This is a genomic window from Stieleria mannarensis (assembly GCF_014154935.1).
GTDB lineage: Bacteria > Planctomycetota > Planctomycetia > Pirellulales > Pirellulaceae > Stieleria > Stieleria mannarensis.
Window position 1 is genome coordinate 60,695 of the sequence record NZ_JACEHH010000003.1, and the last position, 16,739, is coordinate 77,433.

General features: G+C 60.3%; 13 protein-coding genes. 7 read left to right on the top strand and 6 right to left on the bottom strand.

Annotation, left to right across the window (positions count from 1 at the left end; all coding sequences use genetic code 11):
- Positions 1–2: 2 nt before the first annotated feature.
- Positions 3–758 carry a (Fe-S)-binding protein gene (locus H1B37_RS02685; RefSeq protein ID WP_182865081.1) on the bottom strand — a complete coding sequence of 252 codons (756 nt, stop codon included), beginning with the start codon at positions 756–758 and terminating at the stop codon, positions 3–5.
- A gap of 426 nt (positions 759–1,184) precedes the next feature.
- Here H1B37_RS02685 and H1B37_RS02690 point away from each other — a divergent pair, with 426 nt between their 5' ends.
- Positions 1,185–2,540 carry an aminotransferase class I/II-fold pyridoxal phosphate-dependent enzyme gene (locus H1B37_RS02690; protein WP_286177346.1) on the top strand — a complete coding sequence of 452 codons (1,356 nt, stop codon included), beginning with the start codon at positions 1,185–1,187 and terminating at the stop codon, positions 2,538–2,540.
- Between the two features lie 190 nt (positions 2,541–2,730).
- On the opposite strand, the gene H1B37_RS02695 is transcribed toward H1B37_RS02690, so the two are convergent.
- Positions 2,731–4,515: a tetratricopeptide repeat protein gene (locus tag H1B37_RS02695; RefSeq protein ID WP_286177347.1), complete on the bottom strand. Its 1,785-nt coding sequence runs from the start codon at positions 4,513–4,515 to the stop codon at positions 2,731–2,733.
- A 92-nt stretch (positions 4,516–4,607) separates the two neighbouring features.
- Positions 4,608–5,096: a hypothetical protein gene (locus H1B37_RS02700; RefSeq protein ID WP_182865082.1), complete on the bottom strand. Its 489-nt coding sequence runs from the start codon at positions 5,094–5,096 to the stop codon at positions 4,608–4,610.
- Positions 5,097–5,417: 321 nt separating this feature from the next.
- Here H1B37_RS02700 and H1B37_RS02705 point away from each other — a divergent pair, with 321 nt between their 5' ends.
- The 5 genes from H1B37_RS02705 to H1B37_RS02725 all read left to right on the top strand — a co-directional run bounded on the left by H1B37_RS02705 (position 5,418) and on the right by H1B37_RS02725 (position 11,204).
- The gene (locus H1B37_RS02705; RefSeq protein WP_182865083.1) at positions 5,418–6,647 is read left to right on the top strand and encodes a hypothetical protein; all 1,230 of its coding nucleotides are present in this window, start codon (positions 5,418–5,420) and stop codon (positions 6,645–6,647) included.
- A 361-nt stretch (positions 6,648–7,008) separates the two neighbouring features.
- On the top strand, positions 7,009–7,962 hold the full coding sequence (locus tag H1B37_RS02710) for an ABC transporter ATP-binding protein (protein WP_182865084.1): 954 nt from the start codon (positions 7,009–7,011) through the stop codon (positions 7,960–7,962).
- Between the two features lie 22 nt (positions 7,963–7,984).
- Positions 7,985–9,175: an ABC transporter permease gene (locus H1B37_RS02715; protein WP_220498001.1), complete on the top strand. Its 1,191-nt coding sequence runs from the start codon at positions 7,985–7,987 to the stop codon at positions 9,173–9,175.
- Positions 9,176–9,289: 114 nt separating this feature from the next.
- Positions 9,290–10,207, top strand: coding sequence for an NAD(P)-dependent oxidoreductase (locus H1B37_RS02720; RefSeq protein WP_182865086.1), 918 nt, complete (start codon positions 9,290–9,292; stop codon positions 10,205–10,207).
- A gap of 22 nt (positions 10,208–10,229) precedes the next feature.
- Positions 10,230–11,204 (top strand): NADPH:quinone reductase, encoded by a 975-nt coding sequence (locus H1B37_RS02725; protein WP_182865087.1) that lies wholly within the window; start codon positions 10,230–10,232, stop codon positions 11,202–11,204.
- A gap of 295 nt (positions 11,205–11,499) precedes the next feature.
- Here H1B37_RS02725 and rsgA read toward each other — a convergent pair whose 3' ends face one another.
- Entirely contained in the window at positions 11,500–12,660 is a 1,161-nt protein-coding gene (rsgA, locus tag H1B37_RS02730) for a ribosome small subunit-dependent GTPase A (RefSeq protein ID WP_182865088.1), read from the bottom strand.
- A 186-nt stretch (positions 12,661–12,846) separates the two neighbouring features.
- Here rsgA and acs point away from each other — a divergent pair, with 186 nt between their 5' ends.
- The gene (gene acs, locus H1B37_RS02735) at positions 12,847–14,805 is read left to right on the top strand and encodes an acetate--CoA ligase (protein WP_182865089.1); all 1,959 of its coding nucleotides are present in this window, start codon (positions 12,847–12,849) and stop codon (positions 14,803–14,805) included.
- Between the two features lie 57 nt (positions 14,806–14,862).
- Here acs and H1B37_RS02740 read toward each other — a convergent pair whose 3' ends face one another.
- Together H1B37_RS02740 and H1B37_RS02745 are read right to left on the bottom strand one after the other, a co-directional pair.
- On the bottom strand, positions 14,863–15,069 hold the full coding sequence (locus tag H1B37_RS02740; protein ID WP_182865090.1) for a hypothetical protein: 207 nt from the start codon (positions 15,067–15,069) through the stop codon (positions 14,863–14,865).
- Complete coding sequence (locus H1B37_RS02745; protein WP_286177348.1) at positions 15,066–16,523, bottom strand: YeiH family protein; 1,458 nt, start codon at positions 16,521–16,523, stop codon at positions 15,066–15,068. Before H1B37_RS02745 ends, H1B37_RS02740 begins: the two co-directional genes overlap by 4 nt.
- Positions 16,524–16,739 lie beyond the last annotated feature (216 nt).

The following is a 16,739-nucleotide window of genomic DNA, read 5'->3' on the forward strand; positions in this document are numbered from 1 at the left end:
GTTCAGGCCGCACCGAGCGGACGCCCGGACAGAATCTGAGCGACGTGCATGACTTGAATCGGATTTTTTTCACGCCGAATCAGACCTTGCAAGTGCATCAGACAGCTCATGTCGGCCGAGGCCAACACCTCGCTGCCTTTGCCGCAGTGATCGGCGATCCGGGCGCGGCCCATTTCGGCCGACACGTCTGCCTCATTGACCGAAAACGTCCCCCCAAAACCACAGCAATCGTCCGCACGATCCGGTTCCACCCACTCGATGCCCTCGACCAGATTCAGCAGTTTGCGGACCTTGTTTTCACGCGGGGTCATCGACTCGCTGGACTGACCGAGCCGCAGTTCGCGCAACCCGTGACAGCTTTGGTGCAGCGAAACGCGGTGCGGGAATTTGACATCCAGGTGGGTGACGCCCACGACGTCGTGCAAGTATTCACACAGTTCATAGGTCTTCGACGTGACGTGCTGATATTTCGCGTCATCGCCGCTGAAATAGGCCCCGTAGTGGTTGCGGACCATCGAAACACACGACCCCGACGGGCAAACCACGGCCTCGAAATCCGCGAACAGGTCGACAAATCGCCGCGCCACCGGCGCCGTGTCGGCGTCGCATCCCGTGTTGGCCATCGGCTGGCCGCAACAGGTCTGGTCATCGGGGTATTCCACGTCAACCCCCAGCCGTTCCAACAGCTCCAACGTCGCGATCGCCACGTCCGGGTAAAGCTGGTCGATGTAGCAGGGGACAAACAGCGCGACGGGCATAGGTCGGGTCGATCAGGATAGGGGAGACTGGAAATTTGACTCGAATTCGCGACAAGGGCTGGACCACAAGAGGGATGGGGGCAGCCGGCGGGGTCAGTATAGTAACGAAAAGCCGAGAGTTTGTTCAGCATAGCCCACCGCATTGATCTGAATCCTTCGGCGCGGTCCAGTTCCTCCTTCCGATTATTCCCTTCGCCGGGCCAGGACACATAGGCAGGTGGAGAGGTAGGAAGATTTTTGGGGTAGGAAATTTGGCGAAATCGAATGGACGGTGCATTTTCTCATTGTCTCGCCTTGATCGACTTCGTTCCCGATTCTCGCGTTCTCCCGGAACAAACCAGGTGAACCCCTGGGACGAAACGCGTTTCTGATCGACAATGGGCGTAGTCGTTAGTTTCTCCCCCGGCGCGAAATGGTTTGGCCAAAATGAGTGACACAGCCAGTCTTGATGATTCGAAGCTTCCCGGAAACCCTGCAGAACAATCTGCGGCAGAAGCGAAGGCGGTCGCCAACGAGGCTGAATTTGCCGCGTCACAGGACGATTCGCCCAACATCGATGCGCCAGCGATCGACGCGCCGACCACCGATCCGGTCCCGGAACCGTTTGAGGTCAAATTCGCCTCGCGGGTCGACCGCTTGCCCCCCTACATGTTCGGGCGGATCAACAACTCGCTGTATCAGAAGCGCCGCGCCGGCGACGACGTGATCGACCTGGGGATGGGAAACCCGTCGGACCCGCCGGACCCGGTGGTGATCCAAAAACTGCACGACGCGTCCTCCGATCCGGGCAATCACGGTTACAGCAAGTCCAACGGCATCGCCAACTTGCGACGCGAAGTGGCTGGGAAATACTATCGCAAGTACGGCGTCCGGTTGGACCCGGAAACCGAAATCATCTCCTGCCTGGGCAGCAAAGAAGGCTTTTCGCACATGTGTCTGGCGCTGATGGGGCCCGGCGACACCGCGATGATTCCCTCGCCCTATTTCCCCGTTCATATGTACGGCGTGATCCTGGCATCGGGTAACGTCGTGGCGTTGGATGTCGCGGACCCGGACACATTCTTGCGGAATGTGGCGTACACGTGTGAAAACATGATGCCGTCGCCGAAGATCTTGATCGTTAATTACCCGCACAACCCCAGCTCGGCGGTGATCGAACCTGACTTTTTTGTCGAAGTCGTTCGGCTGGCCAAAAAGTACGGCTTCATGGTGATCCACGATTTCGCCTACGCCGATGTCGCGTTTGACGGCTACGTGCCGCCCAGCTACTTGGCCGCCCCGGGTTCCAAGGACGTCGGGGTCGAATTCACCACGATGAGCAAGGGCTACAACATGGCCGGTTGGCGGGTCGGATTCTGTGCCGGCAACGCGGACATGGTCCGCGGCCTGGGGACAATCAAGGGCTACTACGATTACGGGATGTTCCAGGCGATCCAGATCGCCGCGATCGTGGCGCTGCGAGAAACCGAAGCGAACGTGGAAAAGCAGTCCGAGATCTACCAGCGGCGTCGCGACGTGCTGGTCAACGGCTTACGTCGGTTGGGCTGGAACGTCCAGCCGCCCAAGGCCGGCATGTTCGTCTGGGCGGAAGTCCCCGAGCCGTGGCGAAGTTCGATGAGCACGATGGATTTCGCGATGAAATTGCTGGAAGAAGGCAATGTCGCGGTCAGCCCCGGCAGCGGGTTCGGCGCCGCCGGAGAAGGTTACCTGCGGATGTCGCTGGTGGAAAACGAACACCGCCTGCGTCAAGCCGTCCGTCAGATCAGCAAGTGCTTGGGGTAGGGCCGGCGGCCGATGTACGATGGCCCTTCCGCGCTGTCGCCCGTGGGGCTCAGCGTGACGCCCCAGAAGGGGACGTCGTACATCAATCGGCGTGCGAACGTAGCTACCTTCGCCAGAAGGTGGATTTCCAGAGTCATCCACACTCGCATCGAGCCGTCGAAGCGGCGCCGACCCGCGAGGCCCCAACGACTCAGGTATCGATCAGATCTTCCGGCGACAGGATCGGCACGGCGTTTTCTTCGGTCTCCTGCTTCTCGCGCCAGGGTTTCCCCGCACGGTACTGCTCCAGCTCTTGCTCCAGCTGCTCCAGCTGTTCGTGCCCCTGTTCCTTGCCGACTTCGACGGCCTTGCTGCTCCATTGGATCGCCTTTTCGAAGTCGCCCTGTTCGGCGTATCCGGCGGCGAGCGTGCTGAGGATGTGGGGTTCCTTACCGTCGGTCAGTTCGACGGCTCGTTCTCCCAGCTCGACTGAACGGGCACCATCGCGGACGTTGTCTTGGGGGCTGGTGGCCAGGACCCAAGCCAGATTGTTCAGGATGCCCGACAGGTCATAGTTGGTCGAATCATCGCCGGCGACCTTGATGGCGCGTTCGTAGTCGTCGATCGCCTTGTCGTGATCACCGACGGACAAGTAGGCGTCGGCCCGCGAGCGAAGAACGGAAACGTTGGTCGGATCGCGGTCCAAAATCGACGACAGGACTTCGATCGCCTGACGCGGACGATCGTCTTGCAGGTACAAATTGGCGAGTTGCAGTTTGCGGCCGTCGTTGGTCGGGTCGCGATCGATCAACGTTTTCATTTCGTTGATCGCGTCAGCCATCCGGCCTTCTTCGATCGCGATCAAGCAGCGGACAAAGATTGCCTGTTCGGCCGCGGCGACGCCCGGGGCGATACGTTCGGCGGCCCGCAGGTCATCTTTGGCAGCTTGCAAATTCTTTCGCCCCACCGAAATCTCCGCCCGTTGCAACAACGAAATCGGATCCTGGGGCTGCATCGCCAGCGCTTTGTTCAGATCCGCCAGCGCGTCCTCCTCTTTCAGCTGCATGCGGTACAGGATCGCCCGCATGCGATACAGGCCTTCGCTGGGTTTAGCTTCGAGTGCTTTGCTGAGCAGTTTCAGGGCATCGTCGATTCGGTCCAGGTCGGCGAGTTTTTGCACGACGGTTTGAGCGACTTGCAAATTGGTCGGGTCTTCGGCCAATACACGCTCCATGTCCTCGATCGCGCCGGCGACGTCTTGGTTCTGCAGCCGAATCGCCGCACGGGCCTGCAACGCCTCGCGGTTTTTGGGATCGTCCTTCAGGGCGGCATTCAGGTCTTCCAGCCGTTTGTCTTCGTTCCCCGGCCCATAGGTCAACGCCCGCAACACGTACGCCGCACTCCGTTCAACCGGATTATCGGCCAGCAGGTCGATGGCGTTGGAAGTCGCTTCGGTGATCGCGTCCTTGTCTCCACCGGGCAGCATGTTCAATCGGGCGACCAACAGATAGGCTTCGACCAACTCAGCATCATTCTCAATCGCCTCGTCTAATGTCCGCAACGCCTCGTCGCGCAGCTGCATCGCGCGGTTTCGGTTGCCTGCGGTTTGCCCCATCGCGGCGATCAGCTGCTGGCTCTTTTGGAGCAACACCGACCCCAGCATCTTTTTAGCGAACGAGGCGTTTTCGCCGGACAGCCCCTTCTTGATGGCGGTCTGCAACAGTCGCTCGACGGCTTCCAATTCGCGGGGGCTCTTGGCGTCAAATCGCAGGATGGCCGCTTCGTCCAGTTCGTCCTGTCCGGCATCGACCCCGGCGGCATCCTCGGCTGTCGATTCGGCCGTTGTGTTCTCTTCGGCGGCCGGCGACGATTCGGCGGCCGGGGGTGAATCCGCGGGCGTCTGCTGGGAGAACGCGACGGTGGGGGTGAACAAGAGCGAGCCGCTCAGGCACAGCAGGGCGAGCAGCGAAAAGTGCATGGAAGACGATCGAATCATCGGCGTAGGCTCGTGCGGGGTTTAGGTAAGACCCCTTCATTATGCCGTGCCGGCCAATCGATGCGTAGATGAGCTTGGCAAGAATCGGCCGATCAGGTCGACAATTCGGCCGACTCGAGCGTTTCACCGGCGTTCGTCAATGCCTTGAGCTCGTTTTCCAATTCCTCGCAGCGGTTTTTCAATCGGACGTGTTCTTCGTAAAACCGATTGAAGTCGGTCGCCGTTTCCTGCCAAAAGTCGTTGGGCCGGAACTTCAATTTCATCGCGCGACCACCATCGGCCAGTTCGTTCAAAATGCCGCGCAGACGCAGCATCGGACCGGCAAAGCGATGAGTCAGTTTCACGATGTCCCAAACGTACACCGGATACAGCATCACCATGATGCACAACAACGGCGCCTGGGCGCCGAAAGACCGCGCGATCGCCTGATTGAAGCTCTGGTTTCCCGGAGCGTAAATCAATTGAACGCCGATCCCGATCGCCAGCAGGGCCAAAATCGTCAATGACCAATGCATCGACATACGGCGGATGATAGACCATTGAACCTTGGGATCGATCAGAAATCGGTTGCGTTGTGACATGGTTGGATTTCCGGCCCGCCGAAGCGGCTGCTGTCGTTGGAATACTGGGGCTCTGGGAACAAACTTTTTAACGCTAGCTCGAATTGGCGGCCGGTGCGTCGAAACATGGGTGATTGAAGGCGAGGGAAAAACGACAGCGACATCCCGTCGAGACGAAAACTCTACGCAGCCGACACAACCCGATCAGACCGATCGGCCCCCGCTCAATTTCCCCACTCGGGCACGCTCGGCGACCAGGAATCGGATCGAATCTGCCGATCCATCCTGGTGACAATGCAATCCTGCAATTAAATGGCCCTGTCACGGACGACGAGTCGGCTTATGCCAGGCAAATCACAACACAAGCAACGAAAGCCGCGGGCGAACTCCCCAGTTCGCAGGACCACGCCCAAACGTCTGGCAACCTCCGCGGCGCTCGCTCTGGCGACGTGGACTCTGTCCGCCGGAATCCACTCGATCCCCGATGCACGGGCCGATCATCCGGCGACGCTCCAGCGTGTCGGCCGCCTGCTGGGGGTCGGCTGGGGAGACGGATACCACGTTTGTCGCGACGGTGGATGTCGACCCGGTGCGGATTTGCCGCCACACGGATTTCCCGACCAATTCGGCCACAAAAAATGCGCCGACCGATGCGGCCAGATCTATCCCGCCGCCACCGCATTACCCCGAGTCCGGCATGGACTCCCGCACCTGCTGACCGGACTGCCAACGTTGCCCCCCGTGTCCGGACCGGCCGTCTATTCCGCGGGCGTCGCGCCCTGCCACGTCCCACACCGCAACCCCGCAAACTGTGACGATGCCGCCTGTGATGCGGCGGGATGCGTCGGCGCGGGGCCGATGATTGATGCGACAAACACATTCCCGGCCCCCGAGTCGATCTTGCCCGCGGACACGCCTGCGGGGCAATCACCAACAACCGGCGGTGCCCCATTGGTGAACGTCGACCAGCATCAACCCGCCCCACCGATGCCTCCGGTCAACGAGCCCGATCAATCGATGGCTCTACCTCAAGATTGGATGGCGGGGCCCGATGCGTTGACCGATCCGCCCGAAGCCGCCGATCGACACCTTCCAGTCGACAGCGGCGGGCCGACCGCCGCGCCAGAAACCGTTGCCGCGCCCCCTACGGTCCAGAGCGACGACGTGGCCTCGCCGAGCGATCAGGTGATGCCACTGAATTTGTCCCCGCCGACGCCGAACACCGACGCGGTGGTCAACCAACAACCTGGCGTGCCCGATTTGTTGAACGACCCCGCGTACGAGCAACGATTGCCGCCCGCCGCACATTTCCGCGGCAACGACGACATCGGCACCGTTGATGCAACGCCAGCCGATTCCACTGGCACCTCGGGTGAGATTCCCATCCAGATGCGACCGATCCCGCAAGACCCGCCGCAGCCCTTTGCGACGCCCCGGGTGCGTTCCAATCCCTACATCGGATCGGGTCATCGCCAACAACGTTCTCAAACGCGTTCGGCTGCCCCGCGCGTCGCAACCTTGCCGGGCTCGGGTGCAATCCGCGACTGGAATCCGATTCGCCAGCCGGAATGATGCGGCGGTGCGTCGCCTCTGATCCCTACGAACTAAATGCACAAGCAAGCGAAACCAAGTGAGCCGATGGCGCTAGCCACGGGCCTTGGAGTGCCCTTCGAGATTGGTAAGACCCTGGCAAGCGGGGTTCTCCCCCAGTGGCTAACGGCCACCATCGCGCAACAAAAGCAACGTCCCGTCCACAGATCCTGGTACTGACAGGGAGGGATGCCGTCGAAGTCCGTTCAGATTGCCAGGCTGGGCAATTTAAGTGGCCTGGGGGCTTTTCTTTTCACCTCTTTTCGCGGTGACGTGATCGGCAAGGTTTGACATACTCGACGCTCGAGAGAGGCCCCGAAAACCCCGGTCTGATACGAGTGCCGTGATCCACGCCGAAGCTCCTGCTTTAGAGATCGTCAATCTGCGCAAGAACTACCGGCGTTTAGAGGCGTTGCGCGGTGTGGATTTTGTGCTGGAGCGAGGCGAGCGTCTTGCGTTTCTGGGACCAAACGGGGCGGGCAAGACGACGCTCATTCGTGCCTTGGCCGGGCGAACGCGACCTACTGCGGGCACGATCAAGGTGTTGGGGCACCCGATCCATTCGATCGGCGCCCGGCAGGCGCTGGGGCTGGTCCCCCAAGATCTCGCTCTCTACGGCGACCTGACGACGCGTGAAAACCTGTTCGCGTTCGGCAAGTTCCACGGCGTGCCACGGCGTGAGCTGAAGAAGCGTGTGGCGTGGGCGCTTGACTGGACGGGATTAAAAGACCGGGCGGGCGACCTGGTGGCGGGATTCTCCGGCGGAATGAAACGCCGCGTCAATTTGGCCTGTGGCGTGTTGCACCGCCCGAAGATCATTTTGCTGGACGAACCGACCGTCGGCGTGGACCCGCAAAGCCGCCAACGGATCTTTACCATGCTCGATCAGCTGAATGAAGAAGGGGCTTCGATTCTGTTGACGACGCATCATTTGGACGAAGCCGAACAGCGCAGCGACCGGATCGTGATCTTGGATCAGGGCCGCGTGATCGCCGACGGGACCATCGACGAACTGGTCTTGAGCACGGTGGGACACTCGCGATTGGTCAAGGTACGAATCGATCGACCGCTGGTAGCGCCGGTGACGGTCCCCGGCGGTGGCTCGGTTCGATCTTATCAGGTGGGAATCGCCGGCCGAGAAATGATTGAGACACGGATCGAAGATGTGGCGGTAGAGTTGGCGCCCTTTCTACAGGCGGTCCGCAAGGATGGATACATGGTGTCGGATATGGAAGTGCATGCGCCTTCGCTGCACCATGTCTTTCTGCACCTGACCGGCAACGAATTGAGGGATTAAAACGCACGTGATTTGGACGATCATGCACATCAGCCTTCGACGGCTGCTGCACAATCGCGTCGAACTGTTGTTGACGTTCGTCGTTCCGATTGCCTTCTTCAGCGTGTTTGCGTTGATCTTTGGAAAAGGGATCGGCAGCGGCACGACGCCGAAGGTCAAGGTCGTGGTGGTCGATGAAATCCAGTCACCGGTGAGCACGGCGATCGTTGACTCGTTGCGCGACAGCGCGGGATTGCGATTGATGCACGATGAAGCGGACGACCAGGCTTTGACGTCTGACAAGGCGTCGGAAATGGTGCGTCACGGAAGCGTGACGATCGCGATCGTTCTGAAGGGCGACCAAGCAGATGCGATCCGGGCCGAGCTGTTGGCCGACGCGTCCGATCAAGTTGCCGGCCAAGTGGTCTCGGCGTTGGTGGGCCGTGAATTGGTGCTCGCCAAAACGCGACAGGCAAGCCGGACTCGACAGGCCGCTGCGATGCGGCAAACGACCGTCCGGCGTCCTCCCGTCGACGCATCGCCCGTTCGGCCCAGTGGTGAGATCGCAGAGAGCCTTTCGGATCCGTCCGAATTGGTCCAGATCGTGGACGTGATCGGGGAGGACAAGGCCAACCCGGTGGTCAGCATGTATGCCGCCGGCATCGCGGTGATGTTTCTGTTGTTCGGTGCCACCGGGGGCGGCGGCGTGTTGTTGGACGAACGCGAGAACACGACGCTGGATCGGTTGTTGTCGACCGAGTTGACGATGGACCAACTGTTGCTCGGTAAGTGGTTCTATCTGACGGCACTCGGGTTCGTGCAGGTCTGTGTAATGTTCCTGTGGGGGCAATTCGCTTTCGGCGTCGATTTACAGGGACACTTGGACGGTTTCGTCATGATGACGTTGGTGACCAGTTCTGCGGCCGCGGCGTTCGGACTGTTTCTCGCCACGCTGTGCAAGACGCGGGGGCAGCTGAACGGTTTGTCCGTGATTCTGATTTTGACGATGAGCGCGCTCGGTGGGTCGATGGTTCCCCGGTATGTGATGAGCGAGCGGATGAGAGAATTGGGGTTGTGGACGTTCAACGCGTGGGCGCTGGACGGATACGACAAGGTTTTTTGGCGGGATCTTCCTGTCGAGGCGTTGTCGCCGCAGTTAGCCGTGTTGATGATTGCCGCGGTAGCGTTTCTACTTGTCGCTCGGGCGTTGGCGATTCGATGGGAATTTGATTGATCAAGCGGCCCGGAGAGTGGGCTAGGCTTCCAGCCTGTCGAGATCCGGTCAATGACAGGCTGGAAGCCTACCCCACCTTTTTCTCGTGTAATTTCCTATTATTGATCAGCAAGAATGACAGCTATTGAACCCGGCAAAACAAGGATCGGTTGGATCGGCACCGGAGTGATGGGGCACAGCATGTGTGGCCATCTGATCGACGCGGGATACCAAGCGACGGTCTACAATCGATCAGCGGAAAAAGCACAAGGTCTGGTCGAAAAAGGCGCCACGTTGGTCGACAGCCCGCAAGCAGTGGCCGAAAACAGCGACGTCGTGTTTACCATCGTGGGATTTCCCCGTGACGTTCGCGAGGTGATGCTGGGGGATCGTGGCGTGTTGGCCGGATCGCGCGAGGGGATGATTCTGGTCGACATGACGACCAGCGATCCGAGTTTGGCGATGGAGATTGCCGAGGCGGCCAAGGCGATCGGCGCCCAGTCGATCGATGCCCCCGTCAGCGGCGGGGACCTGGGGGCGCGCAACGCGGCGCTGTCGATCATGATCGGCGGTGATGCCGAGACGGTTCGTCGGGTCGACCCGCTGTTTCAATTGATGGGGAAAACCATCGTCTATCAAGGCGGTCCCGGATCCGGCCAGCACACCAAAATGGTCAACCAAACGTTGATCGCCAGCGGCATGATCGCGATTTGCGAAGGCTTGCTGTACGCTCACAAAGTCGGCTTGGACATCCCCACGGTGCTGAAAAGCGTCTCTTCGGGTGCCGCGGGCAGCTGGTCGCTTTCGAATCTGGCTCCGCGGATGATCAACGGCGACTTCGACCCGGGATTCTTTGTCGAACATTTCTTGAAAGACATGAAGATCGCACTCGACGAAGCCTCCAAACGCAACCTCGCACTGCCAGGACTCGCGCTCGGTTACCAACTTTATCATGCCGTCGCCGCCCAAGGACATCGGCGTGATGGCACGCAAGCGTTGATCTTGGCGCTGGCAAAGCTGAACGGTTTTGATTGGAAGAACGAAAACCGCTAACGAATGTCATCACGGTGACCCCATGAAAGCTGCTTATATCACTGAAACTGGCCCCGCGGAATCGATCCAGTTCGGCGATCTGGATGCCCCCACCGTTGGCGACGGCCAGCTCCTGATTCGTAATCACGCCGTTTCCGTCAATCCGATCGACACGTATGTGCGAAGCGGCTTGGTGGCGTTCGATTTGCCCAGCCCGTTCATCCCGGGAAGCGACGCGGCCGGCATCGTCGAGGCGGTGGGCGACGGCGTCGATTCCTTTGCGGTCGGTGACCGGGTCTGGTGTACCAACCAGGGGTTGCTGGGCCGCCAGGGGACGTTTGCCCAACAGATCGCCATCGATGCCCAGTGGTGTTTCCCACTGCCCGAGGGCATCGATTTTTCCACCGCGGCTGCCAATGCGTTGGTGGGTGTGACGGCGCACCTCGGATTGTTCCGCTGCGGCGCGCTCCAACCGGGCGAAACGGTGTGCGTCATCGGTGGGACTGGCGGCGTCGGCGCGATGGTGGTGCAAATGGCCAAGGCGGCCGGCGCGTCGGTGATCACGACCGCGGGGACGGATGAAAAGTGCCAGCGGGCGACCGAATTGGGCGCCGATCATGTCGTCAACTATTCGACCGATTCGATTGCCGAAAGCGTCAAACGAATCGCGCCCGAAGGAGTGAATCTGTATTGGGAAACGCGTCGGATGCCGAATTTCGACGAAGCGATTGATCTGCTGGCACCGCGAGGTCGCATGGTGGTGATGGCCGGTCGCGATTCGAGGCCGGAGTTTCCTGTGGGACCGTTCTACGTCAAAGAATGTTCGCTGCACGGGTTCGTGATGTTCAAAGCGTCGCCCCAGGAAATGCGGCACTGTGCCGACGACATGAACCGCTGGATGTCCGAGGGAAAACTGCGAGCAAACATCGCCCACCAGTTGCCTCTGTCCGATGCCGCCGAAGCGCATCGCATTCAAGAAGCTGAAAACGTCGGCGGAAAGATTGTGCTGACGGCGTGAACGAAAACGCGTCGCTGCACTTGACGAGACGCATCCAATGCCAGCACGTGGCGTGAGCCAGTGGCCCGCGATGAACATCATCCGGGCCGCTCGCTAACGCGTCCCGCTGGCATGCCGCGCAATGCCAGCACGTGGCGTGAGCCAGTGGCCCACGATGAACAGCACATGGGCCGCTCGCTGACGCGTCCCGTTGGCATGCCGCGCAATGCCAGCACGTGGCGTGAGCCAGTGGCCCGCGATGACAGCACATGGGCCGCTCGCTAACGCGTCCCGCTGGCATCCCAATCCCGCACGTCTAAACCAACAAGTCGTCTTCCAGCAGATGGCAATAGGAATCGTAGCGGCGGGCGTCGATACGGCCATCGGCGACGGCATCCTTGACGGCGCAGTCGTCTTCGCTCAGGTGCAAGCAGTTGGCATAGCGGCAGGCGCCGACGTGGGGACGCAGATCGGGCATCAATCCGGCGACCTCTTCGGCCGTGATGTCCCACAGTTGAAATTGTCGGATTCCTGGCGTGTCGAACACCCAGCCGGCGTCTTCGCCTTGTAACGGAATCAGGGTCGATGTCGTCGTCGTATGACGTCCTTTCTGGTTGTCTTTACTGACCTCCGACACCGCCAGCCCCAATCCCGGCTGGACGGCATTGAGCAGGCTGCTTTTTCCCACGCCGCTCTGACCGGACAGCGCTGTCTGTTTGCCTTTGAGCAGCTCTTTCAAGTAATCGATGTTCGTGCCTCGATCGGCACTGGTCAGCAGGACTCGATAGCCCAGCGAGGCATAGACGCCCAGGATCGGTTGCAGCGAGGCGGGATCAACCAGGTCGCATTTATTGATGATCACCACGGGGTTCAATCCGCACTGTTCGGCCGACAACAAGAAGCGGTCGATCAGCGCCGGTTTGAGGGTCGGTTCGGCGGCGCTGGTGACGATCAACAGGTGATCGACGTTGGCGGCAATGATGTGTTGTTGCCCGCGACTTTGCCGGCTGATGATGCCGTGCCGTGGTGCGACAAACTCGATCATCCCGGTCGATTCGGATTCGGTTTCTGCTTCACAGCGAAATTGAACTCGGTCCCCGGCAACGACGGTGCCGCGGCCGTCGATGCTGAGCGATTTGAGAACTTGGCGGATCGAACATTCAAACGTCCGTCCGTCGTCGGCCAACACGGTGTTGTGCAGCCCGTGGGCGCGGAGGACGCGACCGCTGATCAGGGCCGCATCGTTGGATTCGGTCGCATCGGAGGACGCCGGCGCATCCGCGTTGACCCCGACGACGGTGCGTTTTCGCGTCAGGTCGCCTTTTCCGCTGACCCGTTCGTGCTTGACCGCGTCGGCAAGCGATTCCTGGTCACCGGCGTTGAATTGCCGGGTCAAGTCGCTGTCCCGCACGCGGCCCTGATGTCGCTTGCGAAAACTGACGCGAGAATGGTTTGATTTCGGTTTCTTTCTTGCCATCGAAAAAGTTTAGCCAATGAGACCGCGTTGCCACAAACGCGCTCATTTCACGGAAATGGCCCACGGCGGCCTTTCGGCGTCAAATGAGTGGAATTCTCCCTTGCCGATGCGGTGTGGTGGCTTGGATTTCCGTTGGTTAAACTATCGCCTCTCCGAATTTCCTACCTTTTTGCGGATACGCATTGGATGTCTGATTCTTCCTCTGGCCAGATCGACCACGTTCTTGACGAAAGCCGTCTCTTCCCCCCGCCCGCCGAATTCACTCAAAAGGCGGTCATTGGCTCGATCGAGCAATATGACGAACTCTATGCCCGAGCACGCGATGATCGCGACGGATTTTGGCGTCAAGAAGCGTTGGAGCACCTGCACTGGTTCAAACCCTTTGACCAGGTTTGCAAGTGGGAATCGCCGCACGCGGAGTGGTTCGTCGGCGGCACAACCAACGCCAGCTACAACTGCCTGGACCGCAACATTGAACTGGGGCTGGGCGATCGCCCGGCGATCATCTGGGAAGGCGAACCGGGCGATACCCGCACGCTGACGTACAGCGAATTGAAGACGGAGGTTTGCAAGTGTGCCGCGGCGCTTCGCGAGCTGGGGATTCAGGCGGGGGACATCGTCAGCATCTACATGCCGATGACGCCGGAGTTGGCAATTGCGATGTTGGCCTGTGCCCGAATCGGCGCCATTCATTCGGTCATCTTTGCCGGGTTCAGCGCCGAATCGATCGCCGACCGCAATCAAGATGCCCAAGCGAAAATGGTGATCACGTCCGATGGGCTGTATCGGCGGGGCAAAGTGTTGCCGCTGAAGGAGACCGTTGACGAGGCGCTTGAAAAGTCGCCGTCGGTGCAAACCTGTCTGGTGCTCAAACGCGTCGGCAACGACGTCACGATGAAGGAAGGCCGCGACGTCTGGTGGCATGACGTCGTGGACAAACAATCCGGCGACATGCCCGCAGAACCGATGGATAGCGAAGCGACGTTGTTCATCCTGTACACCTCCGGCAGCACCGGGAAACCCAAGGGGATTCGTCACACCACTGCCGGCTACAACCTGTGGGCTAAACGCACCTTCCAGTGGGTCTTTGATCATCGTGATGACGACATCTATTGGTGCACGGCGGATTGTGGTTGGATCACCGGACACAGCTACATCGTCTACGGACCGCTGGCGGCCGGGGCGACGTGCTTGATGTACGAGGGCGCGCCGAACTACCCGGCCGAAGATCGGTTCTGGGAACTGGTCGAAAAATACAAGGTCACGATCCTGTACACCGCTCCGACCGCCATCCGCGCGTTCATCAAGTGGGGCGACCAGCACGTCGACAAACACGATCTGTCCAGTTTGCGATTGCTGGGGACGGTCGGGGAAGGCATCAACCCCGAGGCCTGGATGTGGTACCACAAAAAGATCGGTGGGGAAAAATGCCCGATCGTCGACACGTGGTGGCAAACGGAAACCGGTGGCATCATGATGAGCCCGCTGCCGGGGATCACGGCGACCAAGCCCGGTTCGTGCACCAAGCCCCTGCCCGGAGTCGTGCCGGTGATTCTGGCCGAAGACGGGTCGTCGGTCGATCAGGAACACGGCGGCAAACTGTGCATCGAACAGCCTTGGCCGGGAATGTTACGCGGCGTCTGGGGCGACGACGAACGTTTTGTCAGCACCTACTGGGCGACGTTCAAGGGCGAGTACCTGACCGGGGACAACGCCCGCTGCGACAAGGATGGCTACTACTGGATCATGGGCCGCATTGACGACGTGATCAACGTTTCGGGGCACCGGTTGAGTACCATCGAAGTGGAAAGTGCACTTGTCAGCCACCCGGCCGTGGCCGAGGCGGCCGTGGTCGGTCGTCCCGATGATCTGAAAGGCGAAGCGATCGCGGCCTTCGTCACCGTGACCGACCCGAATCCCGGCGAGGAACTTCGTCAGGAATTGCGGAACCACGTGCGAAAACAGATCGGCGCGTTGGCTCAACCCGATGACATTCGATTCGCCGCGTCGGTCCCCAAGACGCGGAGCGGCAAGATCATGCGTCGTCTGTTGCGTGACATCGCCGCCGGACGCGAAGCCGTCGGGGACACCAGCACGCTGGAGGATTTCACCGTCCTGGCACAGCTTCGCGAAGACGAGTCGTAAAGGGCCGTGCCGCGTTGGCGTAGCCACGCTCGATGCGAGCGTGGTTGCGTTGGATGTCTACCGCGAAGACCGCTCTTTGGCCAGAATTCGATCCATCATCGGCAGCTCGGTGTAATACATCGCTGCCGGGTCGATCCGCTGCTGCTCCAGCCACTGCGTTCGACTGCGCACCGTTTCGGTCGTCGCCAGACGCGGCAACAGCACGCCCCAGATGGCGGTGACGGCGAGGATCACGGTCAGGAATGCGGCTTTGCGACGTTTCATTGTCCCGCCCCGGCGAACAGCACGCCGAACATCAGGTACGCCATGATGAGCGTCAGCAGCAGGTTCAGCGACTGGCCACAGACGTACAGGATCATTGGTTTGCCGCCTCGAAAGTAAGGCAACAATTGTTTGAAATTGGTTTCCAAGCCGATGCAAACGAATGCCAGACAGAAGAACCATCCGCGAAGTGTTTTGGTGGATCCGCCGATCATCGCTTCGATCATCAAATCGCCGCCGGTCATCGACGCATGCAGGGTCGAAAACAGCACCGACGCTGCGATGAACCCGAGCACAAACTTGGGGAACCGGTACCAGATCTCGCCCACGCCTGGGGTCGCCGCATCGCTGCGTTTTTCGACGTACGTGACCCAATAGGTCGCGACGCAGAATGCGGTGACACCGATCAAGATGTTTTGAATCATCTTGACCGTGGCGGCGACTTCCAAGGCTTCTTCGCCCAGGGTCGCACCGGCAACGGCGACCGCGCCGGTGGCGTCGATCGTGCCGCCCAACCAGGCGCCACCGACGTCATCGGGCAACCCCATCGCTTTGATCGCCAGGGGCAACACGATCATCATCACCACGGTGAATGAGAGCGACAGTCCGATCGCCAGCGAAAGTTCTTCTTTTTTCGCCCGGCAGGAGGCTGCCGTCGCGATTGCCGCAGAGACGCCGCAGACCGACATGTCGGCGCTGATCACCATGTTCAAGGACTTCGACGGAATCTTCAGCACCTTTTGTCCGAAGATGAACGTGCTGATCAACACGATCGGCGTGACCACCCAGGCGACGCCGATTCCGGGAATCCCCAGCGCCATCAATCGACTCATCAAGACTTCCGCGCCCAACAACACCAAGCCCGTCTTGATGAAAAACTCGGTCATGATCGCCGGACGCAATCCGCGCGGCGTGCCGATCGTGTTGCTGATCACCAGTCCGACCAGCAATGCCCAGAGCGCGTATTCCAAGTTGTACGCCTTGATGACCGTCTGGCCGGCCAGGACGTAGGCGATGGTGGCCAACAGAAAGACAACAGGAAACGCTTTCAGGAATCCGATCGCGCTCTTACCTCTCAACTTCATCGCAATCGTGAACAAGACACCGATGACGACAAACGCCCCGAAAACACCGCGGTAGGTCGTCGTCGCACTCGCCTGATCGCTGGGGGCGACGTAAAAGGCGTCGAGCGGGTTTTGTGTCCATTTCCCCGGCTTGGCCAGCCAACGTTTCAGCGGACTGGACAGCGAAACCGATTCGCCCTGCTGGATCGACTCGCTGAACGTCGCCGGCACAGAAACCCAAACGGCGGCAAACGCGACCAACAGAATCAGACCCGCACACCAGATCGCCCACCAGTCTTCGGTGGTCTTCATCTGTTCCCAGGTGCTCAAGCGGGGTTGCTCGATGATGTCAGAACTAGGGGCATCAGCGCGGTCGTCGGAAGGGGTGCTCATCGGGGGCGAGATCGGATAGAAGGCGGGACTTGCTGCGGAGGGAGGGGCCGTCAACGGCTTTCAAACGCGCCCACAGAATATCACGCCGAGAGCGATTGATGTAGCTACGCTCACGCTTCCCGCTGGCAGGGGCTGCCCCGCGATGCCAGCACGACGCGTGAGCGAGTGGCCCACGCCGGACGCGGAGTGAACTCCGCACGCCGCTCGCTCACGCTT